The sequence below is a fragment of the Bradyrhizobium sp. SOJA106 genome, assembly GCF_059448745.1.
This window is the reverse complement of the sequence record NZ_CM182549.1, coordinates 86918-107950: the sequence shown is the minus strand read 5'-3', so window position 1 is coordinate 107950 and position 21033 is coordinate 86918. Positions and strand designations below refer to the sequence as shown.

Sequence of the window (21033 nt, the reverse complement as noted above, 5' to 3'; positions counted from 1 at the left end):
TCTTGGTGAGGGCCCTCGGAACCGCTCACGCCTCGATCCGCGTCCGCCCGTCGCCACTGAACAGATGCAGTTTTGAGCGGATTGCAGCGACGCGGATCCTCGCGCCGATGGCGGGGGCCTCAGTTCCAGGGATGCGGACGATGACCTCGCCGGGCGGCAGCTCGCCCGGGGTGGCGGCGACGCGCTGATCGTCCTGCTCGCGCGAGCCGTAGACGAAGGTCTCTGCACCGACGCGCTCGATGGCTTCGACCGTTAACGGCAGCACCACGCCGCCGGCTGGTGTCTCATCGGTGATGACGAAATCCTCCGGGCGGATGCCGAGGATGCCGGCTTCACCTGCGCTGCCGCCGAGCTGCGACTTGATCTCCTCGGGACGCGTCGACATCAGGTTCATCGGCGGTGCGCCGATGAAGGAGGCGACGAAGGTCGTCGCCGGCTTCTCGTAGATCGCCAAGGGATTGCCGACCTGCTCGACCTGGCCGCCGTTCATCACGACAAGAATGTCGGCGAGCGTCATTGCTTCCAGCTGGTCGTGGGTGACGTAGATCGACGTCGTGTTGAGCCGCCGCTGCAATTTGCGGATCTCGACGCGCATCGCGATGCGCAGCTTGGCGTCGAGGTTGGAGAGCGGCTCGTCGAACAAAAACACCTTCGGTTGGCGCACGATGGCGCGGCCCATGGCGACGCGCTGGCGCTGGCCGCCGGAGAGCTGGCGCGGCTTGCGCTCCAGCATAGCGGAGAGCTCGAGCACGCGGGCGGCTTGCTCGACACGGGTCTTGATCTCGGCCTCGGCCATGCCGCGGTTGCGCAGGCCATAGGCCATGTTGTTGTAGACGCTCATATGCGGGTAGAGCGCGTAGTTCTGGAACACCATGGCGATGTCGCGATCGGCGGGCTCGACCTGGTTGACGACGCGGCCGCCGATGTCGATCTCGCCGCCGGTGACGGTCTCGAGCCCCGCGACCATGCGCAGCAGCGTGGACTTGCCGCAGCCGGAGGGGCCGACCAGCACGCAGAACTGGCCGTCCGCGACATCGACGTTGACGCCTTTGATGGCCTCGAAGCCGCCGGTGTAGGTCTTGCGGACGTTGCGCAGGGTGACGTTAGCCATGAAAACTCGCTTCTTACTTTTCCGTCTCGACTAGGCCGCGCACGAACAATTTCTGCATCACGACGACGACGAACACCGGCGGCAGCATGGCCAGCACGGCGGTCGCCATCACGATCGGCCATTCGGTCAGCGCGTCGGTGGTGGTGATCATCTTGCGGATGCCGACCTGAATGGTCTGCATGTCGTCGCGCGTGGTGATCAAGAGCGGCCAGAGATATTGATTCCAGCCGAGGATAAACAGGATCACGAACAGCGCCGCCATGTTGGTGCGCGACAGCGGCAGCAGCGTATCCCAGAAGAAGCGCAAGGGACCGGCGCCGTCAATGCGCGAGGCCTCCAGCAATTCGTCCGGCACGGTCATGAAGAACTGGCGGAACAGCAGCGTCGCCGTCGCCGATGCGATCAGCGGCAGCGCCAGACCAGCATAGCTGTCGAGCATGTGCAGGTCGGCGACGATCTTGTAGGTCGGATAGATGCGCACCTCGACCGGCAGCATCAAGGTGATGAAGATGATCCAGAAGATCGCCATCCGGAACGGAAAGCGGAAATACACGATCGCATAGGCCGAGATGATCGAGATCGCGATCTTGCCGATTGCGATCGCCAGCGCCATCACCAGCGAGTTCAGCATCATGTTGCCGACCGGCTCGCGGGTCGAGCCGCTCGTGCCGATGAAGATGGTCTGGTAGTAGACCTCGAGGAAGTGCCCGCCCGGCAGCAGCGACATCTGCCCGTTGGCGATCAGCGCGTTGTCCTGGGTCGAGGCGACGATGGCGATGTAGACCGGGAACGCGACGATGGCGATCCCGATCCAGAGGATGATGTGCGCGACGTAGCGCCTGATGCCCTCTTCCTCGACCATCAGTAGGTCACCTTGCGTTCGACGAAGCGGAACTGGATTGCGGTGAGCACGATGACCATGATCATCAGGATCACCGATTGCGCCGCGGAGCTGCCGAGATTGCCGCCGAGCAGGCCGTCGGAATAGACCTTGTAGACCAGCGTCACGGTCGACGTGCCGGGTCCGCCGCGGGTCATGGTGTCGATGATGCCGAACGTGTCGAAGAAGGCGTAGACGATGTTGACCACCAGCAGGAAGAAAATGGTCGGCGACAGCAGCGGGAAGATCACGGTCGAGAACCGCCGCATCGGACGCGCGCCGTCGATCGCAGCGGCCTCGATCACGCTCTTCGGGATGCTCTGGAGACCGGCGAGGAAGAACAGGAAGTTGTAGGAGATCTGCTTCCAGGCGGCGGCGAGGATGATCAGCGCCGCGGCCTGGTTGCCGTCGAGCAGCGGATTCCAGTCGATGCCGAGGCCGCGCATGTAGCGCGAGAGCACGCCAAGCGAGGGATGCAGCATGAAGATCCAGAGCACGCCGACGACGGGCGGCGCCACCGCATAGGGCCAGATCAGCAGCGTCCGGTAGAGCATCGAGCCGCGCAGCGGCTCGTCAGCCATCACGGCGAGCAGCAGCGCAAAGGACAGCGACGAGATCGCGATGGCGAACGAGAAGAAGAAAGTCCGGACGATCGAGGCGAAATAAGCGGGGTCCTTGAACAGCTCGATATAGTTGTCGAACCACACGAAGCTCGACGACAGGCCGAAGGCGTCCTGGAGCAGGAAGGACTGGATCACGGCCTGCAGGGCCGGCCAGTAGAAGAAAATCAGGACGATCGCGAGTTGCGGGGCAACCAGCGCGTAGGGCAATAGCTTTGACTGGAAAATGGCTTGCTTTTGCATGATGCCCCAGCAGCGGCAGGCCGGGCGACCGGCCTGCCGCTGATCGCCTTACTTGACGGCGGTCTTTTCGAACTGCCGCAGCATCGTGTTGCCGCGCTCGACGGCGGCATCGAGCGCCTGCTTGGCGGTCTTCTTGCCGGCCAGCGCCTGCTCGATCTCTTCCGACCAGACGTCGCGCAGCTGCACCATGTTGCCGAGGCGCAGGCCGCGCGAGTTCTCGGTCGGCTCCTTATTGGTCAGCTCGAGCAGCGGCGTCTCGAGATAGGGCTGGTCCTTGTAGAACCCTTCTTCCTTCGCCTTGGCGTAGGCCGCCTTGGTGATCGGCAGATAGCCGGAGGCCTTGTGGATGTAGACTTGGCGATCGGTGTCGGAGAGGAAGGTCAGGAACTTCGCGACGCCCTTGTATTCGTCGGCCGACTTGCCGCCCATCACCCAGAGCGAAGCGCCGCCGATGATCGAGTTCTGCGGCGCGCCCTTCACGTCCGGATAATACGGCATCGGCACGGCGGTGAAGTTGAACTTGGCCTGCGCCTTGACGTTGCCGAAGAACGCCGACGAGGTCAGGTAGATCGGGCATTCGCCTGAGGTGAAGCGGCCTTCGCCGGTGTTGGTGCGGCCGGCATAGTCGTAGACCTTGGTCTTCTGCAGCTCGACCAGGTTTTCGAGATGCTTGACCTGGAGCGGGCCGTTGAATTCGAGCACGGTGTCGAAGCCGTCGAGGCCGTTGGCCTTGGTCGAGAGCGGCACGTTGTGCCAGGCCGAGAGCTGCTCGAGATTGACCCAGGTGACCCACGAGCCCGAGAAGCCGCAGGTGTCGTGACCGGCCGCCTTCAGCTTCTTGCCGGCCTCGAACACTTCAGGCCAGGTCTTGGGGATCTCGACATTGGCCTTCTTCAGCTCGTCGAGATTGACCCACATGACCGTGGATGACGAGTTGAAGGGAAACGACAGCATCTCGCCCTTCGAGGTCGAGTAGTAGCCGGTGATCGCGGGCAGGTAGGCCTTCGGATCGAACTTCTCGCCGGTCTCGGCCATCAGCTTGTAGACCGGCTTCACGGCGCCGGTCGCGGCCATCATGGTCGCGGTGCCGACCTCGAACACCTGCATGATATGCGGCGCGTTGCCGGCGCGGAACGCGGCGATGCCCGCGTTCATCGTATCGGCGTAGTTGCCCTTGTAGGTCGGGATCACCTTGTAGTCGCTCTGCGCGGCGTTGAAGTCGTTGGCGAGCTTGACGATGACGTCGTTGTTGGCGCCGGTCATCGCATGCCACCACTGGATTTCGGTCAGGGCCAAGGCCGGCGAGGCGCTGAGACCAACCGTGAGTGCAACAGCTGCAGCCGCGCCAAAATATCGAAGAGTCATCAAGAAAACCTCCCTTGCCCGTCAATGAAGAGCGCTTGCGCTAGCAGCGCCATATGACGTTCACATGACTGTGTAAGCGGCCGAAACGAAAGCGGCAAGCGCTGGAAAAGGGAAGCCGTCAAATAGGCGAATGCGACGCGGGCAGCCTCATGCATTCGCGCTGCACGTGTGCGGCTCGCGCCGCAGTGCGGCATCTGCCGAGTGAGGCGGTCGGACCCTAGCGCTTGCGCTCGGGCCCGCAGACCACGCCCTTGGCGACCATCGCGTCGATCTCCGACTTGGAGTAGCCGAACTCGCCCAGCACCTCGGCCGCGTGCTGGCTGAATTTCGGCGGCAGGCTGCGCAGGCTCGGCTTGCTGCGGTCGAGCCGGATCGGCGAGGCCACGCCCTTGTACCAGTCCTTCTCGATGACATCACCGCGCGCGATCGTGTGCGGGTTGGTCAACGCTTGGTCGATCTTCTGCACCGGACCGGCAGGCAGACCCGCCGCAAGCAGGCGATTGCACAGCGGCTCGGCCTCGTGCTGGCTGAACACCGCGGCCAGCTCGGCGCGGAGTGCCTCGCGGTTGGCGATGCGGTCCTTGTTGCGGGCAAAGCGCGGATCGGTGCCGAGCTCGGGCTTGCCGATCTCCTTGGCGAGCTTGCGGAAGGTGCCGTCATTGCCGACGCCGATGAAGATGTTGTCGGTCTTCGTCGGGAAGATCGCGTAAGGAACGAGGTTCGGATGCTCGTTGCCGGTGAGCGAAGGCGGCTTGCCATGCATGAAATAGTTCGCGGTGTGCGGATGCATGATGGCAAGGCCGGTCTCGTACAGCGTCGTTTCCAGGAACTGGCCCTTGCCCGAACGCTGCCGCTCGGAGAGCGCCATCAGGATGCCAATCGCGGCATAAAGACCGGTGGTGATGTCGACCAGCGGCACGCCGATCCGCATCGGGCCGCTCTCCACCGAGCCGGTCGCCGCGATCATGCCGGTCATGGCCTGGATGATGGCGTCATAGCCGGGATTGCCGCCACGCGGGCCATCGGCGCCGAAGCCGCAGATCCGGCAATGCACGAGGCGCGGGAATTTCTCGCGCAGCACCTCGTTGCCGATGCCCCATTTCTCCAGCGTGCCGGGCTTGAAATTCTCGATCAGGACGTCGGCCGTCTCCAGCATCTTCAGCAACACCACGCGGCCGCCGTCGGAGGCGAGGTCGAGGCCGATCGAGCGCTTGTTGCGATTGATGCCGACGAAATAGGCCGCGTCCTCCTCATGGAAGGGAGGACCCCATTCGCGCACCTCGTCGCCCGCCGGCGGCTCGACCTTGATGACGTCGGCGCCGTGGTCGGCGAGGATCTGGGTGCAATAGGGACCGCCGAGCACGCGCGTGAGATCGATGACGCGCAGCCCGCTCATTGCGCCCAATGCTGCTCCAGAACTGGCGGCTTCAGTCATGCCTTCGCTTCCCTGTGTCGGTCGTTTGGTCACAGGCCTAGCGAGGTTTGTTTGCGCCAGCAATGGCGCCGGGCGTAGGGCCGCATGCGCCGCCGCGCGCCAATCCCGCGGCGCGGCAAATCAAGCGGAAGCGGCCGGCCCGAGGGGGATCCCGGGCCAGCCAATCCATCGTCAGATCAGACGACCGTCAGGCGAACGTCGACATTGCCGCGCGTGGCATTGGAGTACGGGCACACCTGGTGCGCCTTCTCAACCAGCGCCTCGGCCTCCGCACGGGCGAGACCCGGCAGCGAGACGGCGAGGTCGATGTCGAGGCCGAAGCCGCCCTCGGAGCGCGGGCCGATGCCGATGGTCGAGGTGACCGATGCGTCGGCCGGAACCTTCGGGCCGCCCTGCGAGGCCACGAACTTCATCGCGCCGATGAAGCAGGCGGCATAGCCGGCCGCGAACAGCTGCTCGGGATTGTTGCCGGCGCCGCCGCCACCGCCGAGCTCCTTCGGCGTGGTAAGCTTGACGTCGAGTGCGCCGTCGAGGGTCGCAGCATGGCCGTCGCGGCCGCCGGTGGCTTTTGCGCTGGTCTTATAGAGGACGTTCACGGACATTTTCGTCTCCCTTGGGGTTCCGGGTTGGGACCCGCTCTATATCGCGGACAATTAGATTGCGCGCAATTGAAATTGTGCAGCCTCACATTTAATTGTCCGCAATTGAATCTGCCGCCGGCCGGCCCCAGGATGGGAGAAACGTCGTGAGATTCGTGATGCCCCGGAAAGTGCCGGCGCTGGACCCGCAGCGCCTCGACAACCAGATCTGCTTCGCGGTCTATTCCGCCGCGCATGCCTTCAACCGCGTCTACAAGCCGCTGCTTGACCGGCTCGGCCTCACCTATCCGCAATATCTGGTGATGCTGGTGCTGTGGGAGCGCGACGACGTCCCGGTCAAGGACATCGGCGAGAAGCTGTTCCTGGATTCGGGCACGCTGACGCCGCTCTTGAAGCGGTTAGAGGCCGCGCATCTGGTCAGGCGTACCCGCTCCAGCGAGGACGAACGACAAGTGCTGATCGCCCTGACGCCGCAGGGCCACGCACTGAAGGAAAAGGCACGCAGCGTGCCGCAATCGATTCTGGCGGCCTCGGACTGTTCGGTGTCGGAGCTGGTGGCAATGAAGGATGAGATCGTCGCATTGAGGGATCGGCTCAATGCGGTGATCGGGGAGTAGGGGAATTCGTGGAGGCCGGCTTCGCCCTTCGGGCCGCGCCGCGGCAGCCTTCGCTGCGATAAGGCTTGCCGAGCCGAAGCTGGCGAAGCCAGCGAAGGCTGGTGGAGCCAGGCGGGATCGAACCGCCGACCTCTTGCATGCCATGCAAGCGCTCTCCCAGCTGAGCTATGGCCCCTTAAATCGCGGGATGACCCTGGGGGATCACTCCCGACCGGCGAGCCTTCCGACTCGCGCGGTGCACCCTTTTTCACAGATCAGGGCTGATCTCAAGTCTCTTCATCACCTCCGACATCACCAATGATGTCGGTGACGTCCTCATCGCCCTCTTCTTCGTCGGCAATGAAGGTCGAATCATCGTCATCGTCGTCGTCGAGGGTCTCGTCGACCTCGATATCGTCCTCCGATTCGGGCACCACGGCCTTGACCTTGCCGGTGTTCTCCTCGGCATCGGCCTCCTCGAGGGAGACCAACTCTTCGGCCTCAGCCGGCTCCGGCGCGGTATCCTGGGCCATGTTGCGGGCTTCGGCGCCACGGGGCGCGCGCGCAGGGGCAATCGGGGCGATCGGAACCACTTCGCCGGTATAGGGCGAGATCACCGGATTCTTGTTGAGATCATAGAATTTCTTGCCCGTGGTCGGGCAAATACGTTTGGTTCCGAGTTCGGACTTGGCCACGGCAGGAATCCTGGGAATGTCTGAAAAGCGGTGCTTCACTTGGCTAGTTGGCGGCCCGCTGTCAATAGCGCATTACGGGAGAAAGACATGCCCGTGACGACGGAGAGACCATGTGATACCTGCCCCCGCGAGCCCCGCAGGGATGTTTCGGGCCTATCCAAGGACATAATGTGACCCATTCCGACAAGCCGACGCCCCTTCGGTCGCGCGCCAGCGGTCCACTGACCGGGAAAGTGCGGGTGCCCGGGGACAAGTCGATCTCCCACCGCGCCCTGATCCTCGGCGCGCTTGCGGTCGGCGAGACCAGGATTTCGGGCTTGCTGGAAGGCGAGGACGTCCTCAACACCGCCAAATCCATGCAGGCTCTTGGCGCTCAGGTCGAGCGCACCGGCGATTTCGCCTGGAAGGTTCAGGGCGTCGGCGTCGGAGGCTTTGCACAGCCCAGCGCGGCGCTGGATTTCGGCAATTCGGGCACCGGCTGCCGGCTGGTCATGGGCGCCGTGGCCGGCTGCCCGATCTCGGCGATTTTCGACGGTGATGCCTCCCTGCGCAGCCGCCCCATGCGCCGGATTCTCGATCCGCTCGAAAAGATGGGCGCCAGGGTCGTTTCCGGCGGCGAGGGTGGCCGCCTGCCGCTGACCGTCCAGGGCGCGCGCGATCCGCTGCCGATCACCTACAAGACTCCGGTCGCCTCGGCCCAGATCAAATCGGCCGTGCTGCTGGCGGGCCTGGCCGCGCCTGGCACCACCACGGTCATTGAAAACGAGGCCAGCCGCGACCACACCGAGCTGATGCTGAAGCATTTTGGTGCCGAGATCACCTCGGTGCCGGAAGGCCAGCATGGCCGCCGCATCACGCTCGTCGGTCAGCCCGAGCTGCATGGTGCCAACGTCGTCGTGCCCGCCGATCCGTCCTCTGCGGCATTCCCCATCGTCGCGGCGCTGATCGTCGAAGGCTCCGACATCGTGTTGTCCGACGTCATGACCAATCCGCTGCGCACCGGCCTGTTCACCACGCTGCGCGAAATGGGCGCCTCGATCGAGGAGAGCGAGGTGCGGCGCGATGCCGGCGAGCCGATGGCGCAGTTGCGCGTGCGCGCGTCAAAACTGCGCGGCGTCGAGATACCGCCGGAGCGCGCGCCCTCGATGATCGACGAATATCTCGTGCTGGCGGTCGCGGCCTCCTTCGCCGAAGGCACGACCATCATGCGCGGCCTGCAGGAGCTGCGCGTCAAGGAATCCGACCGTCTCGAGGCCACGGCTGACATGCTCCGCGTCAACGGCGTCAAGGTCGAAATCTCCGGCGACGATCTGATCGTCGAGGGCCGTGGCCATGTCCCCGGCGGCGGCACAGTCGCGACCCATATGGATCATCGCATCGCGATGTCCGCGCTGGTGATGGGGTGCGCATCCGACCAGCCCGTGACCGTTGACGATACCGCCTTCATCGCCACCAGCTTCCCGGACTTCATTCCGATGATGCGTTCGCTAGGGGCCGAGTTTTCATGATCATCGCCATCGACGGGCCCGCCGCCTCGGGCAAGGGGACGCTCGGCAAGCGCCTTGCCCATCATTACGGCTACCGTCATCTCGATACCGGTGTGATCTATCGCGCGGTGGCCTATGCCCTGATGCAGTCGGGTCATGATCTCCGGGACGAGGCGGCGGCGGTGCAGGCGGCGCTGGAACTCGATCCCGAAAAGTTCGGCAATCCCGCCCTGAAGACCCAGGAGGCCGGTGAGGGCGCGTCCATCGTTTCGGCCATCCCCAGGGTTCGCGAGGTCCTGCTCAATTTCCAGCGGCAATTTGCCGCCGATCCGCCCGGCGCCGTGCTGGACGGCCGGGACATTGGAACCGTGATCTGCCCGCATGCCGACGTAAAGATTTTCGTCGTTGCCGACCCCAGGGTTCGTGCGCGGCGCCGGACCATGGAGGCGAGGGCGAGGGGCGAGCAAGTGGACGAGGCGGCCGTGCTCGCCGACATCATCCAGCGCGACGAGCGTGACAAGAACCGGCCGATTGCGCCTTTAAAACCGGCCCCCGATGCTTACTTGCTAGATAACTCCCAACTGGATATAGAAGGCGGCGTCCGGGCCGCCATCGACATTATCGAGGCTGTCCGAGCGGGCCGGTCGCGGGGTTAAGCCGCCGCCGTCATTGGAGGAAGTGCCCGCTCCCGCTCTTTGAGGTCGATACCTTCGGTCCCTAATTTGGGGACCGGCGCGATCCAGGCTCCGGACACAAGAATTCCACGTATCGAATGCGCGGGCCTCAGCCGGCCCGCTTCCGTTGTTCTTGCTGCAAGGCCGGAGCAACGAGCGGTCGCTCGAAGGTTTTGCGGACCTTCCGACACTGCGCGTGCGATGCGCCCTTGAATCCAACGGCCGGCAAGACATCCGCAACTGGAGAACAAATGGCTTCGACTTCTGCTGATACCTATAGCCCCTCGCGCGACGATTTCGCCGCGATGCTCGACGAGTCCTTCGCAGGTGGCAACCTGCAGGAAAGCTCCGTCGTCAAGGGCAGGGTGGTTGCAATTGAAAAGGACATGGCCGTCATCGACGTCGGCCTGAAGACCGAGGGCCGCGTGGCCCTGCGCGAATTTTCCGGCCCCGGCCGTGACTCTGACCTCAAGGTCGGCGACGAGGTGGAAGTGTTCCTCGATCGCATCGAGAACGCCCTCGGCGAAGCCGTGCTGTCGCGCGACAAGGCGCGCCGCGAAGAGAGCTGGGGCAAGCTCGAGAAGGCGTTCCAGAACAACGAGAAGGTCAACGGCGTCATCTTCAACCAGGTCAAGGGCGGCTTCACCGTCGATCTCGACGGTGCCGTGGCGTTCCTGCCGCGCTCGCAGGTCGACATCCGTCCGATCCGCGACGTCGCGCCGCTGATGAACAACTCGCAGCCGTTCCAAATCCTCAAGATGGACCGCCGCCGCGGCAACATCGTGGTGTCCCGCCGCACGGTTCTCGAAGAGACCCGCGCCGAGCAGCGCCAGGAGCTGGTGCAGAACCTCGAAGAGGGTCAGGTCATCGACGGCGTGGTCAAGAACATCACCGATTACGGTGCGTTCGTTGATCTCGGAGGCATCGACGGCCTGCTGCACGTCACCGACATCGCGTGGCGCCGCGTCAACCATCCGACCGAGGTGCTCTCGATCGGCCAGACCGTGAAGGTCAAGATCATCAAGATCAACCACGAGACGCACCGCATCTCGCTGGGCATGAAGCAGCTGCTGGACGATCCGTGGCAGGGCATCGAAGCCAAGTACCCGCTGGGTGCCCGCTTCACCGGCCGCGTCACCAACATCACCGACTACGGTGCGTTCGTCGAGCTCGAACCGGGCATCGAAGGCCTGATCCACGTCTCCGAGATGTCGTGGACCAAGAAGAACATGCACCCCGGCAAGATCGTGTCGACCTCGCAGGAAGTCGACGTGCAGGTGCTGGAAGTCGATTCCGTCAAGCGCCGCATCTCGCTCGGCCTCAAGCAGACCATGCGCAACCCGTGGGAGGTCTTCGTCGAAGGTCACCCGACCGGTTCGGTCGTCGAGGGCGAGGTCAAGAACAAGACCGAGTTCGGTCTGTTCCTGGGTCTCGAGGGCGACGTCGACGGCATGGTCCATCTCTCCGATCTCGACTGGAAGCTTCCGGGCGAGCAGGTGATCGACAACTACAAGAAGGGCGACATGGTGAAGGCCGTGGTGCTCGATGTGGACGTCGAGAAGGAGCGTATCTCGCTCGGCATCAAGCAGCTCGAAGGCGATCCCTTCGCCGAGCCGGGCGATGTCAAGAAGGGCGCGGTCGTGACCTGCGAAGTGCTCGAAGTGAAGGAGAGCGGCATCGAGGTGAAGATCGCCGGCACCGACTTCACCACCTTCATCAAGCGCTCGGAGCTCGCGCGTGACCGCAACGACCAGCGCGCCGAACGCTTCGCCGTCGGCGAGAAGGTCGATGCCCGCGTGATCCAGTTCGACAAGAAGGCCCGCAAGGTCCAGGTGTCGATCAAGGCGCTCGAAGTCGCCGAAGAGAAGGAAGCCATCGCGCAGTACGGCTCCTCCGATTCGGGTGCGACGCTCGGCGACATCCTGGGCACCGCGCTCAAGAACCGCGACAGCAAGTAAGCGAAGCCTTCGTTTTGCTGACATCGAAGCCCCGGCGCGAGCCGGGGCTTTTTTGTTGCCGGCTACCCCGCTGTCGTCCCGGACAAGGACGCCCTAAGCGCTTGTCCGGGACGACAGCGCAGTATGTGGCGGCCTTCCGGGCTACGCAGGTACAGCCTTGTTTTCTTCAAATTGCGCCGCAATTGATGTATCGAGATAAGCCAATCGTCACGCTGTGACGGCACAACGCGCCAGGCCTTTCACTTGGACGCGCCTTTCATTTGGAGATATTCCGATGTCGCTCGATTCGGACATCATCGTCGATCGCCGCAGAATCCGTCGCAAGCTGACGTTCTGGCGCGTGATGGCCGCGCTGATCGCGATCGCGGCGATTGCGGGCTTCGCGCTGGTCGCAACACCCGGCGCGCGCGGCACCTTCGCATCCGCGGGCTCGATCGCGCGGGTGCAGATCGAAGGCCTGATCCGCAGCGATTCTGATCGCACGCAGGCGCTGGAGCGGCTGGAGAACTCGCAGGCCGCGGCCGTCATCGTTCACATCAACTCGCCGGGCGGCACCACCGCCGGCTCCGAGCAACTCTACGATTCGCTCACGCGGCTCAAAGCAAAGAAGCCGCTCGTCGTCGTGGTCGAAGGCCTTGCTGCCTCCGGCGGCTACATCACCGCGATCGCGAGCGACCACATCATCGCGCAGCAGAGCTCGCTGGTCGGCTCGATCGGCGTGCTGTTCCAGTATCCAAATGTCGCCGAGCTCCTGAAGACGATCGGCGTCAAGGTGGAGGAGGTCAAATCCTCGCCGCTGAAGGCCGCGCCGAACGGTTTTGAGCCGACCAGTCCCGAGGCCCGGGCCGCGCTCGATGCGCTGGTGAAGGATTCCTATGCCTGGTTCAAGGGCCTGGTGAAGGAACGGCGTGGCATGGATGACACGCAGCTCGAAAAAGTCGCCGACGGCCGCGTCTTCACCGGACGCCAGGCGGTCGATCTCAAGCTGATCGATCAGATCGGCGACGAGAAGACGGCGGTGACCTGGCTGGTCGAGCAGAAGGGCGTCAAGAAGGGTCTTTCGGTGCGCGATTACAAGCTGCAGCCGCGCTTTTCCGATCTGCCGTTCCTCAAGACTGCGGCGGCCGTGACGCTGGAAGCGCTTGGTTTAGGCTCGATTGCGCATCAGATCGGGCAAGCCGGCGTGGTGCAGGCCGTGGATCGGGTCGGAATGGATGGAATGCTGGCCCTGTGGCAGCCGGCGGCGTCGAATTGACGGAACCGGGCGAGGGCCGGAGGATTTTCCCGCTTGGCGGGTGGCCGCTCAGCCCGCTTTTCCGGCATTTGTCACGCATTTTCGCGACGCTCAACCTTGATTTAGCGTCTTGACAGATCACAGTATTTTCACGGAAATGGTCATCCGCACGCTTCCGGGTCCTATCTCTCGATGATCAAATCCGAACTTGTTCAGCGTATCGCCGAGCACAACCCGCATCTGTACCAGCGGGATGTCGAGAACATTGTGAATGCGATTCTCGAAGAGATCGTAGCGGCCCTCGCGCGCGGTGACCGCGTCGAGCTGCGCGGCTTCGGTGCCTTCTCGGTCAAGCATCGCCCTGCACGCGCCGGGCGCAATCCACGCACCGGCGCCCACGTGCCCGTCGACCAGAAGAGCGTTCCGTTCTTCAAGACCGGCAAGGAAATGCGCGAGCGGCTGAACCGCGACCATCCGGATCCCGGCGCTGCAGACTAAGGCTGTCGTCGGCGCTTAACCGGACGGCCGCATCATGCGGCAGCAAGCTTGATTCAAGACGAGCGATCGCGATGCGAAAGTTCCTGACCGCGCTGATCGTGATTCCGCTGGGCCTGATCCTGGTGACCTTCGCCGTCGCCAACCGGCATTTCGTCACGGTCTCCCTCGATCCCTTCGTCACCGACGATCCGTCCTTCGCGGTGCGGCTGCCGCTGTTCCTGCTGCTGATCCTGGTGGCCGCCATCGGGGTCGTCGCCGGCGGCTGTGCAGTCTGGTTCGGCCAGCGGCGCTGGCGGCGGGCAGCGCGGCGGAACGATGCGGATGCGCGGGCTGCCAGGGTCGAGCTGGCCGATCTGCGAGCCCAGATGGCCGCAGCAAAGCCCGAGCCCCAGCGCCTTCCCGCCCCCTCGGGGCTCGGCCTTTACGGGCCTGTCGGGCGAGACAAGCAGCGCGCGACGTTGTAGAAGCGGCCCCGACCGAAAAACCCGTTTCCGGCTGCTCCTTGCGGCCGCTAACCGCTTTGAGACCATGTCCCTGCTCGTCAAAATCTGCGGCCTGTCCACGCGCGAGACGCTTGACGTCGCGCTCGACGCCGGCGCCGACATGGTGGGGTTCGTGTTCTTTCCGCCGTCGCCGCGGCATCTGTCGCTGGAAGCCGGCCGTGACCTCGGCCGCCGGGTGAAGCGGCGCGCGCTCAAGGTCGCACTCACCGTCGATGCCGATGATGCCACGCTCGACAACATCATGGATGCGCTGTCGCCGGATATCTTTCAGCTCCACGGCAAGGAAAGCATGGCGCGGCTGCGTGACATCAAGCAGCGGTTCGGCCGCCCTGTAATGAAAGCGGTGCCGGTCGCAACCGCGGCCGATCTCGCCGTGCTGCCCGGCTACGCCGCGGTCGCCGACCGTATCCTGTTCGACGCGCGGGCGCCGAAGGATGCGACCCGGCCCGGCGGCCTGGGCGCGCCATTCGACTGGCACCTCCTGGAAAATCTCGATCTGAAACTGCCCTATATGGTCTCGGGCGGGCTCGATGCCGGCAACGTCGCCGAAGCGCTCCGCGTCACCCGCGCCGGCGGCGTCGACGTGTCCTCCGGTGTCGAGAGCGCTCCCGGCGTCAAGGATCCGGCACTGATCGAGGCCTTCATTCGCGCCGCGCGCGCCACCCAAGATGCAAGTCAAGAGTTGAGCGTACGATGAACATCGCCAAACCAAACTCCTACCGCAGCGGCCCCGACGAGCGTGGCCATTTCGGCATTTTCGGCGGACGCTACGTCGCCGAAACCCTGATGCCGCTGATCCTCGAACTCGAGAAGGCCTATACCGCGGCCAAGGCCGATCCGGCCTTCCAGGCCGAGATGAACGGCTATCTGAAGAACTACGTCGGCCGGCCCTCGCCGCTCTATTTCGCCGAGCGTCTGACCGAGCATCTCGGCGGTGCGAAGATTTACCTCAAGCGCGAAGAGCTCAACCACACCGGCTCGCACAAGGTGAACAACGTGCTCGGCCAGATCATGCTGGCGCGGCGCATGGGCAAGAAGCGCATCATCGCCGAGACCGGCGCCGGCCAGCACGGTGTCGCGACCGCGACGCTGTGCGCGCGCTTTGGCCTGGAATGCGTGGTCTATATGGGCGCCGTCGACGTCGAGCGGCAGCAGCCCAACGTGATCCGCATGGAAATGCTGGGCGCCAAGGTGTTTCCGGTGCAGTCGGGCACGCGCACGCTCAAGGACGCCATGAACGAGGCGCTGCGCGATTGGGTCACCAACGTGCACAACACCTTCTACTGCATCGGCACGGTCGCCGGCCCGCATCCCTATCCGACGCTGGTGCGCGACTTCCAGTCGATCATCGGCAACGAGACCAAGGCGCAGATGCAGGAGATCGAGGGCCGGCTGCCGGATTCGCTGGTCGCCTGCATCGGCGGCGGCTCGAACGCGATGGGCCTGTTCCATCCCTTCCTCGACGATCCCTCCGTCGAAATCTTCGGCGTCGAAGCCGCTGGCCATGGGCTCACGCACCTGCATGCGGCCTCGATCGCGGGCGGCCGTCCCGGCGTGCTGCACGGCAACCGCACCTATCTCTTGATGAATGAAGACGGCCAGATCCAGGACGCGCATTCGATCTCGGCCGGCCTCGACTATCCCGGCATCGGCCCCGAGCATTCCTGGCTGCACGAGATCGGCCGCGTCAATTATCTCTCCGCGACCGATGACGAGGCGCTCGGCGCGTTCCAGCTGCTGTCGCGTCTCGAAGGCATCATCCCCGCGCTCGAGCCCGCACATGCCATCGCCAAGGTGATGGAACTCGCGCCGAAGCGGCCGAAAGACCACCTGATGGTCGTCAATCTCTCCGGCCGCGGCGACAAGGACGTCCCGCAAGTCGGCGACATCCTGAGGGGCAAGAGCAAGTGACCACGCGTATCGACACCCGTTTTGCCGAGCTCAAGAACGCCGGCCGCTCGGCCTTCGTCACCTATGTGATGGCCGGCGATCCCGATCTCACGACCTCGCTCAATATCGTCAAGGCGCTGCCCAAGGCAGGCGCCGACGTCATCGAACTCGGCATTCCCTTCACCGATCCGATGGCGGATGGTCCCTCGATTCAGGCGGCTGGTCTGCGCGCTCTCAAGATCGGCATGACCTTGAAGAAGACGCTGGAGCTGGTGCGCGACTTCCGCAAGGACGACAACGTCACGCCGCTGGTGCTGATGGGCTATTACAATCCGATCTACATCTATGGCGTCGACAAGTTTTTGGCTGATGCCAAGACATCAGGCGTGGACGGCCTGATCATCGTCGACTTGCCGCCGGAGGAAGACGACGAGCTCTGCATTCCCGCGCTGAAGGCGGGCCTGAACTTCATTCGCTTGGCGACCCCGACCACCGATGACAAGCGCCTACCCGCGGTGCTCGCGAACACGTCGGGCTTTGTCTACTACGTCTCTATCGCCGGCATCACCGGAGCAGCAGCGGCGGATGCCAATGCCGTCGGTGAAGCTGTCGCGCGCATCAAACGGCATACCAAGCTGCCGATCTGCGTTGGCTTTGGCATCCGCACGCCGGAGGCGGCGCGCGCCATTGCCGAGAAGGCCGATGGTTCGGTGGTCGGCACCGCGCTGGTCGATGCGCTCAAGAACAGCCTCGATGCCGAGGGGCGGGCGACCGCCAAAACAGTTAACGCCGTGGCTGAGCTGACGGCGGCCCTGGCCCAGGGCGTTAGGGCTGCGAAACAGGCGGCCGAATAGGCCATAATTCCGCTTTAGCTCTTTAGTTTGAGCATGATCTTGTCGGAAAACCGCTTCACACTTTTCCGGATCATGCTCTAACGCGGGCGACACGGCGGCTTGCCGGGCAGCGGCCCGGCCGCCATATATCTCTTCAGGCGATCCCGTGCGGGCTCGCACATCGGAGCAAACCATGAACTGGCTTACCAATGTGGTCCGGCCGAAGATCCGCAACATGCTGCGGCGGGAGACGCCGGAGAATCTGTGGATCAAGTGCCCGGATTCCGGGCAGCTCGTGTTCTACAAGGACGTCGAGGCCAACCAGTTCGTCATCCCCGGCTCGAACTACCACATGCGCATGGGCGCGGTGGCGCGTCTGAAGTCGATCTTCGACAACGAGACCTGGTTCGATGTCGCACTGCCTGACGTGACGCCCGATCCGCTCAAGTTCCGCGACGAGAAGAAATATGTCGACCGCATCAAGGATGCGCGGGCGCGGACCAACCTCAACGACGCGATCAAGGTCGGCTACGGCAAGCTCGAAGGCGCGGCCGTCGTCGTCGCCGTGCAGGATTTCGATTTCATGGGCGGCTCGCTGGGCATGGCCGCGGGCGAGGCCATCGTGCGCGGGCTGGAGCTCGCGGTCGAGAAGAAGTCGCCGTTCATCGTGTTCGCCGCCTCGGGCGGCGCGCGCATGCAGGAAGGCATCCTGTCGCTGATGCAGATGCCGCGCACCACGGTCGCGGTGCAGATGCTGCGTGAGGCAAAGCTGCCCTACATCGTCGTGCTGACCAACCCGACCACCGGCGGCGTCACCGCGTCCTACGCCATGCTTGGCGACGTGCACATCGCCGAACCCGGCGCATTGATCGGCTTTGCCGGCGCGCGCGTGATCGAGCAGACCATCCGCGAGAAACTGCCGGAGGGTTTCCAGCGCGCCGAGTATCTGAAGGAGCACGGCATGGTCGACATGGTCGTGCATCGCCACGAGCTGCGTCCGACCCTGGCGCGGCTCTGCCGCCTGCTGACCAAGGCGCCGGCGCAGGATGGTGCGTCGAAAGCAGTGCAGCCAGTCGTCAGCCCCGCCCAGATCGTATCGGCGGCTGAGACAGCGCCGGCTGCGCCCCACGCGTGAACGCGTCCCCTGACAGCGCAAAGCCGTCGCTCGGCGAAGTGATCGGGCGGCTGTCGGCCCTGCATCAGAAACGCATCGATCTCGGGCTCGAGCGGATGCACCGCCTGCTCGAGCGGCTCGGACACCCTGAACGCAAGCTGCCGCCGGTGATCCACATCGCCGGCACCAACGGCAAGGGCTCGACGCTCGCCTATCTGCGCGCGACACTGGAAGCCGCCGGCTTGCGCGTCCACGCCTACACCTCGCCCTACCTCGTCCGCATCAACGAATGTTTTCGCCTCGGCCGCGCCGGCGGCGGCGTGCTCGTCGGCGATGACGAGCTGCGCGCGGCACTCGAAGAAGTCGAGCGCGTCAATGCCGGCGAGCCTGCGACGGTGTTCGAGCTGAAGACGGCTGCCGCCTTCCTTCTGTTCGCGCATAATCCTGCCGATGTCGTGCTGCTCGAAGTCGGCCTTGGCGGCCGACTCGATTCGACCAACGTGCTCGATACGCCGGCGGCCTGCGTCATCACCCCGATCAGCATGGACCACATGGATTTTCTCGGCGATACGCTGGCGTCGATCGCCGGCGAGAAGGCCGCGATCATCAAGCGCGGCGTGCCGGTGATTTGCGCCGAGCAGGCGGACGAGGCGATGGCCGTGATCGAGGCGCACGCAAAGCGCATGCGCGCGCCGCTGTTTGCCGCGAACGAAAGCTGGCACGTCAATGTCGAGCACGGGCGCCTTGTTTATTCCGACGAGCGCGGCCTGATGGATCTCGCGGCGCCGCGCCTGTTCGGCCGCCACCAGTTCGACAATGCAGGTCTTGCGATTGCGACGCTGCGCGCGATTTCGAATTTCAGGATCAATCACGCGGCATTCGAGGCCGGCATCGTCGGTGCGGAATGGCCGGCGCGGATGCAGCGCATCACCTCGGGCGAATTGCTCTCCTGGGGACCGCAGGGCTCGGAAATCTGGCTCGACGGCGGTCACAATGCCGAAGGCGGACGCGTTGCGGCAGCAGCCCTCGGCGATCTCGAAGAGCGGGTGTCGCGGCCGCTGGTCGTCATATCAGGCATGATGGCCAACAAGGACGCGCAGGGTTTTCTCGCCAATTTCGCCGGGCTCACCCGTCACATCATCGCGGTGCCGATTCCCGATGCCGAGAACGCGATGCCGGTTGACCGCCTCGCGGATGCCGCGCGCAGTCTCGGCATGCGCGTCGAGCCCGCGCCCGGCATTGAGGCCGCGCTCCGCGCCCTGGCGAAGCTCGCCTATGAGGTGCCGCCGCGCATCCTGATCACCGGTTCGCTCTATCTCGCCGGCCACGTGCTCGCCATCAACGGCACGCCTCCTGCATAGTCGGTCCCGTGTCCCGGACGCGTGCAGCCTTGGCGATGCGTAGCATCGTCCTGGCAACGCTGCTCCGCTGAGCCGGGACCCGTGCCGCGACATGGCCCCGGCTCTGCAGCGCACCGTTCCACGCTGCGCTGCGTCCGGGGCGCGAGAGCGAGGACAACAATGCGTTTAGCCGCGATTGCCGACGTGCACGGAAACGATCTCGCGCTGGAGGCGGTGCTCGCCGACATCCGCGCCCAGGGTATCGCCGACATCGTCAACCTCGGCGACATGCTGAGCGGCCCGCTCGATGCACGGCGCACCATCGAGATCCTGATGGCGCTCGATGCTGTGCACGTGCTCGGCAACCACGACCGCTATTTGCTCGATCGTCCGCCGGAGAAGATGGGTTCGTGGGACCGTCCAGCGCACGCGCAGCTCAATGCCACGCAGCTCGACTGGCTGCGTGCACAGCCGATGACGCGGGTGTTTCGCGATCAGGTCTTCCTCTGTCACGCGACGCCTGAGAGCGACGAGATCTATTGGCTCGACACGGTGCACCCTGATGGCACCGTGGCGCTGTCGCCGCTTGATCGCATCGAGCAGTTCGCGCAAGGTATCTCACAGCCGCTGATCCTCTGCGCTCACACCCATCTCGCCCGCGCCGTGCGGCTTCGGGACGGCCGCTTGATCGTCAATCCCGGCAGCGTCGGCAGCCCCGGCTATCGCGACAAGCACCCGTTCCCGCATGTCGTCGAAGCCGGCACGCCGCACGCGCGCTATGCGCTTCTCGAACTCGCTGACGGCGACTGGCAGGTGACGTTCCGCCATGTAGCTTACGATCATGAGGCGGTAGCCGCACTCGCCCGCCGCAACAATCAGCCGGAGCTGGCGAACGCGCTGGCAACGGGGTGGATCAAGTAGCCCGCCTGCGTGCGGGCTACTCCAGCAGATTCATCGGATCGGCCACCTTCTGCTTCAACTGATCGAACGTGCATTGCCGCGGGGCCTTGTCGGGGCGCCAGCGCAGGATCGAGGTGCCGTGGCGAAAACGCTCGCCGCTGAAATGGTCGTAGCAGACCTCTATCACCAGCCTCGGCTTGAGCGGGCACCACTTGGCCGAGCGCTCGGTGGACCAGCGGCTCGGTCCGCCAGGCGCGTTGCCGGTGAAGCCGGGCTCGGCGATCAACGCCTCCAGCCGGTCGGTCAGGTCAGGCTTGGCCTCGGCTTTGATCGCCGAGGTGAAGCCGACATGGTGCAGCAGGCCCTTGTCGTCGTAGAGCCCGAGCAGCAGCGAGCCGACCACCCTGCGGCCGGCGATCTTGTTGGTGGCATAGCGGAAGCCGCCGACCACGCAATCGGCGCTGCGGAATTTCTTGATCTTCTGCATGCCGTCGCGGTTTCCCGCCTGATAAGGCAGGTCGAGGCGCTTGGCGATCGCACCGTCCGAACCGCCGCCAGATTGCGCCAGCCATTTTTTCGCGGTTGTGTAGCTCGTTGTCGCCGGCGAGAGACGGAAGATGCCCCCCTTCAAATGGGCCTTGGCAAATGCTTCCAGCGCCGGCCGTCGCTCGCTTAGCGGCTTTTCGGCAAGCTGCTTCTCCCTGGCCGTCGCGAGCAGATCGAAGACGAGATAGAGCGCCGGCGTTTGCTGCGCGAGCTTCGTCACGCGGCTTGCAGCGGGATGTATCCGTTGCAGCAGCGCATCGAAGGAAAAGCCCTTGCCCTGCGGCACCACGATCTCGCCGTCGAGCGTGAAGCGATCCGCCTTCAGCGCCAGCGCCGCGGCGACAATTTCAGGAAAATAGCGCGCGAGGTCCTCGCCGGATTTCGAGCGCAGATCGACGTGAGCGCCATCACGCGACAGCAGGCAACGAAAACCATCCCATTTCGGCTCGTATTGCCACTCCTTGCCGCGCGGGATGGCGTCGACCGACCGCGCCTCCATCGCAACGAGGGAG

Annotated in this window: 21 protein-coding genes and 1 tRNA gene; 13 read left to right on the top strand and 9 right to left on the bottom strand. The window is 64.5% G+C overall.

What is annotated here, in order from left to right:
* Positions 1 to 25: 25 nt before the first annotated feature.
* The 6 genes from AC5V87_RS00470 to AC5V87_RS00445 form a co-directional block, all read right to left on the bottom strand.
* Complete coding sequence (locus AC5V87_RS00470; RefSeq protein WP_495369674.1) at positions 26 to 1111, bottom strand: sn-glycerol-3-phosphate import ATP-binding protein UgpC; 1086 nt, start codon at positions 1109 to 1111, stop codon at positions 26 to 28.
* A gap of 13 nt (positions 1112 to 1124) precedes the next feature.
* Entirely contained in the window at positions 1125 to 1973 is an 849-nt protein-coding gene (gene ugpE / locus AC5V87_RS00465; protein ID WP_456841666.1) for a sn-glycerol-3-phosphate ABC transporter permease UgpE, read from the bottom strand.
* The gene (ugpA, locus tag AC5V87_RS00460) at positions 1973 to 2854 is read right to left on the bottom strand and encodes a sn-glycerol-3-phosphate ABC transporter permease UgpA (protein WP_495369673.1); all 882 of its coding nucleotides are present in this window, start codon (positions 2852 to 2854) and stop codon (positions 1973 to 1975) included. The genes ugpE and ugpA overlap by 1 nt, the downstream gene beginning before the upstream one ends.
* 48 nt (positions 2855 to 2902) lie before the next feature.
* Positions 2903 to 4219, bottom strand: coding sequence for a sn-glycerol-3-phosphate ABC transporter substrate-binding protein UgpB (gene ugpB / locus AC5V87_RS00455; RefSeq protein WP_495369672.1), 1317 nt, complete (start codon positions 4217 to 4219; stop codon positions 2903 to 2905).
* Positions 4220 to 4436: 217 nt separating this feature from the next.
* Positions 4437 to 5654 carry a CaiB/BaiF CoA transferase family protein gene (locus AC5V87_RS00450; protein WP_495369671.1) on the bottom strand — a complete coding sequence of 406 codons (1218 nt, stop codon included), beginning with the start codon at positions 5652 to 5654 and terminating at the stop codon, positions 4437 to 4439.
* Positions 5655 to 5830: 176 nt separating this feature from the next.
* Entirely contained in the window at positions 5831 to 6256 is a 426-nt protein-coding gene (locus AC5V87_RS00445) for an organic hydroperoxide resistance protein (RefSeq protein WP_495369670.1), read from the bottom strand.
* A gap of 155 nt (positions 6257 to 6411) precedes the next feature.
* On the opposite strand from AC5V87_RS00445, the gene AC5V87_RS00440 reads away from it, so the two are divergent.
* Positions 6412 to 6870, top strand: a complete 459-nt coding sequence (locus AC5V87_RS00440; protein ID WP_283082904.1) for a MarR family winged helix-turn-helix transcriptional regulator — start codon at positions 6412 to 6414, stop codon at positions 6868 to 6870.
* A 99-nt stretch (positions 6871 to 6969) separates the two neighbouring features.
* Here the strand turns inward: AC5V87_RS00440 and AC5V87_RS00435 are convergent.
* Positions 6970 to 7045 (bottom strand) — tRNA-Ala (locus AC5V87_RS00435).
* 91 nt (positions 7046 to 7136) lie between these two features.
* The gene (locus AC5V87_RS00430) at positions 7137 to 7544 is read right to left on the bottom strand and encodes a TIGR02300 family protein (RefSeq protein ID WP_456843489.1); all 408 of its coding nucleotides are present in this window, start codon (positions 7542 to 7544) and stop codon (positions 7137 to 7139) included.
* A gap of 170 nt (positions 7545 to 7714) precedes the next feature.
* Here AC5V87_RS00430 and aroA point away from each other — a divergent pair, with 170 nt between their 5' ends.
* The 12 genes from aroA to AC5V87_RS00370 all read left to right on the top strand — a co-directional run bounded on the left by aroA (position 7715) and on the right by AC5V87_RS00370 (position 19996).
* On the top strand, positions 7715 to 9052 hold the full coding sequence (gene aroA / locus AC5V87_RS00425) for a 3-phosphoshikimate 1-carboxyvinyltransferase (protein ID WP_495369669.1): 1338 nt from the start codon (positions 7715 to 7717) through the stop codon (positions 9050 to 9052).
* Entirely contained in the window at positions 9049 to 9687 is a 639-nt protein-coding gene (gene cmk / locus AC5V87_RS00420; protein ID WP_456841661.1) for a (d)CMP kinase, read from the top strand. Before aroA ends, cmk begins: the two co-directional genes overlap by 4 nt.
* Positions 9688 to 9956: 269 nt before the next feature.
* The gene (gene rpsA, locus AC5V87_RS00415; protein ID WP_456841660.1) at positions 9957 to 11663 is read left to right on the top strand and encodes a 30S ribosomal protein S1; all 1707 of its coding nucleotides are present in this window, start codon (positions 9957 to 9959) and stop codon (positions 11661 to 11663) included.
* 274 nt (positions 11664 to 11937) lie between these two features.
* Positions 11938 to 12918 carry a signal peptide peptidase SppA gene (sppA, locus tag AC5V87_RS00410; RefSeq protein WP_456841659.1) on the top strand — a complete coding sequence of 327 codons (981 nt, stop codon included), beginning with the start codon at positions 11938 to 11940 and terminating at the stop codon, positions 12916 to 12918.
* 171 nt (positions 12919 to 13089) lie between these two features.
* Positions 13090 to 13395, top strand: coding sequence for an integration host factor subunit beta (locus tag AC5V87_RS00405; protein ID WP_008539997.1), 306 nt, complete (start codon positions 13090 to 13092; stop codon positions 13393 to 13395).
* Between the two features lie 71 nt (positions 13396 to 13466).
* A complete protein-coding gene (locus tag AC5V87_RS00400; RefSeq protein ID WP_456841658.1) occupies positions 13467 to 13859 on the top strand; it encodes a lipopolysaccharide assembly protein LapA domain-containing protein in 393 nt (130 codons plus the stop codon).
* Between the two features lie 64 nt (positions 13860 to 13923).
* Complete coding sequence (locus tag AC5V87_RS00395) at positions 13924 to 14595, top strand: phosphoribosylanthranilate isomerase (RefSeq protein WP_495369668.1); 672 nt, start codon at positions 13924 to 13926, stop codon at positions 14593 to 14595.
* Positions 14592 to 15809: a tryptophan synthase subunit beta gene (gene trpB, locus AC5V87_RS00390; RefSeq protein WP_495369667.1), complete on the top strand. Its 1218-nt coding sequence runs from the start codon at positions 14592 to 14594 to the stop codon at positions 15807 to 15809. The genes AC5V87_RS00395 and trpB overlap by 4 nt, the downstream gene beginning before the upstream one ends.
* A complete protein-coding gene (gene trpA / locus AC5V87_RS00385) occupies positions 15806 to 16642 on the top strand; it encodes a tryptophan synthase subunit alpha (RefSeq protein ID WP_495369666.1) in 837 nt (278 codons plus the stop codon). The genes trpB and trpA overlap by 4 nt, the downstream gene beginning before the upstream one ends.
* A gap of 172 nt (positions 16643 to 16814) precedes the next feature.
* The gene (accD, locus tag AC5V87_RS00380) at positions 16815 to 17756 is read left to right on the top strand and encodes an acetyl-CoA carboxylase, carboxyltransferase subunit beta (RefSeq protein ID WP_456841654.1); all 942 of its coding nucleotides are present in this window, start codon (positions 16815 to 16817) and stop codon (positions 17754 to 17756) included.
* Complete coding sequence (locus AC5V87_RS00375) at positions 17753 to 19096, top strand: bifunctional folylpolyglutamate synthase/dihydrofolate synthase (protein ID WP_495369665.1); 1344 nt, start codon at positions 17753 to 17755, stop codon at positions 19094 to 19096. Before accD ends, AC5V87_RS00375 begins: the two co-directional genes overlap by 4 nt.
* Positions 19097 to 19255: 159 nt before the next feature.
* Positions 19256 to 19996, top strand: a complete 741-nt coding sequence (locus AC5V87_RS00370) for a metallophosphoesterase family protein (RefSeq protein WP_495369664.1) — start codon at positions 19256 to 19258, stop codon at positions 19994 to 19996.
* 16 nt (positions 19997 to 20012) lie between these two features.
* Here the strand turns inward: AC5V87_RS00370 and AC5V87_RS00365 are convergent, their stop codons facing one another.
* On the bottom strand, positions 20013 to 21020 hold the full coding sequence (locus tag AC5V87_RS00365; protein ID WP_495372016.1) for an ATP-dependent DNA ligase: 1008 nt from the start codon (positions 21018 to 21020) through the stop codon (positions 20013 to 20015).
* Positions 21021 to 21033 lie beyond the last annotated feature (13 nt).

Excerpts from the sequence above, each read along its gene's own strand:
- AC5V87_RS00470 (WP_495369674.1), bottom strand. The coding sequence starts at position 1,111 with ATGGCTAACGTCACCCTGCGCAACGTCCGCAAGACCTACACCGGCGGC.
- ugpE (WP_456841666.1), bottom strand. The coding sequence starts at position 1,973 with ATGGTCGAGGAAGAGGGCATCAGGCGCTACGTCGCGCACATCATCCTC.
- ugpA (WP_495369673.1), bottom strand. The coding sequence starts at position 2,854 with ATGCAAAAGCAAGCCATTTTCCAGTCAAAGCTATTGCCCTACGCGCTG.
- ugpB (WP_495369672.1), bottom strand. The coding sequence starts at position 4,219 with ATGACTCTTCGATATTTTGGCGCGGCTGCAGCTGTTGCACTCACGGTT.
- AC5V87_RS00450 (WP_495369671.1), bottom strand. The coding sequence starts at position 5,654 with ATGACTGAAGCCGCCAGTTCTGGAGCAGCATTGGGCGCAATGAGCGGG.
- AC5V87_RS00445 (WP_495369670.1), bottom strand. The coding sequence starts at position 6,256 with ATGTCCGTGAACGTCCTCTATAAGACCAGCGCAAAAGCCACCGGCGGC.
- AC5V87_RS00440 (WP_283082904.1), top strand. The coding sequence starts at position 6,412 with ATGCCCCGGAAAGTGCCGGCGCTGGACCCGCAGCGCCTCGACAACCAG.
- cmk (WP_456841661.1), top strand. The coding sequence starts at position 9,049 with ATGATCATCGCCATCGACGGGCCCGCCGCCTCGGGCAAGGGGACGCTC.
- rpsA (WP_456841660.1), top strand. The coding sequence starts at position 9,957 with ATGGCTTCGACTTCTGCTGATACCTATAGCCCCTCGCGCGACGATTTC.
- sppA (WP_456841659.1), top strand. The coding sequence starts at position 11,938 with ATGTCGCTCGATTCGGACATCATCGTCGATCGCCGCAGAATCCGTCGC.
- AC5V87_RS00405 (WP_008539997.1), top strand. The coding sequence starts at position 13,090 with ATGATCAAATCCGAACTTGTTCAGCGTATCGCCGAGCACAACCCGCAT.
- AC5V87_RS00400 (WP_456841658.1), top strand. The coding sequence starts at position 13,467 with ATGCGAAAGTTCCTGACCGCGCTGATCGTGATTCCGCTGGGCCTGATC.
- AC5V87_RS00395 (WP_495369668.1), top strand. The coding sequence starts at position 13,924 with ATGTCCCTGCTCGTCAAAATCTGCGGCCTGTCCACGCGCGAGACGCTT.
- trpB (WP_495369667.1), top strand. The coding sequence starts at position 14,592 with ATGAACATCGCCAAACCAAACTCCTACCGCAGCGGCCCCGACGAGCGT.
- accD (WP_456841654.1), top strand. The coding sequence starts at position 16,815 with ATGAACTGGCTTACCAATGTGGTCCGGCCGAAGATCCGCAACATGCTG.
- AC5V87_RS00370 (WP_495369664.1), top strand. The coding sequence starts at position 19,256 with ATGCGTTTAGCCGCGATTGCCGACGTGCACGGAAACGATCTCGCGCTG.
- AC5V87_RS00365 (WP_495372016.1), bottom strand. The coding sequence starts at position 21,020 with ATGGAGGCGCGGTCGGTCGACGCCATCCCGCGCGGCAAGGAGTGGCAA.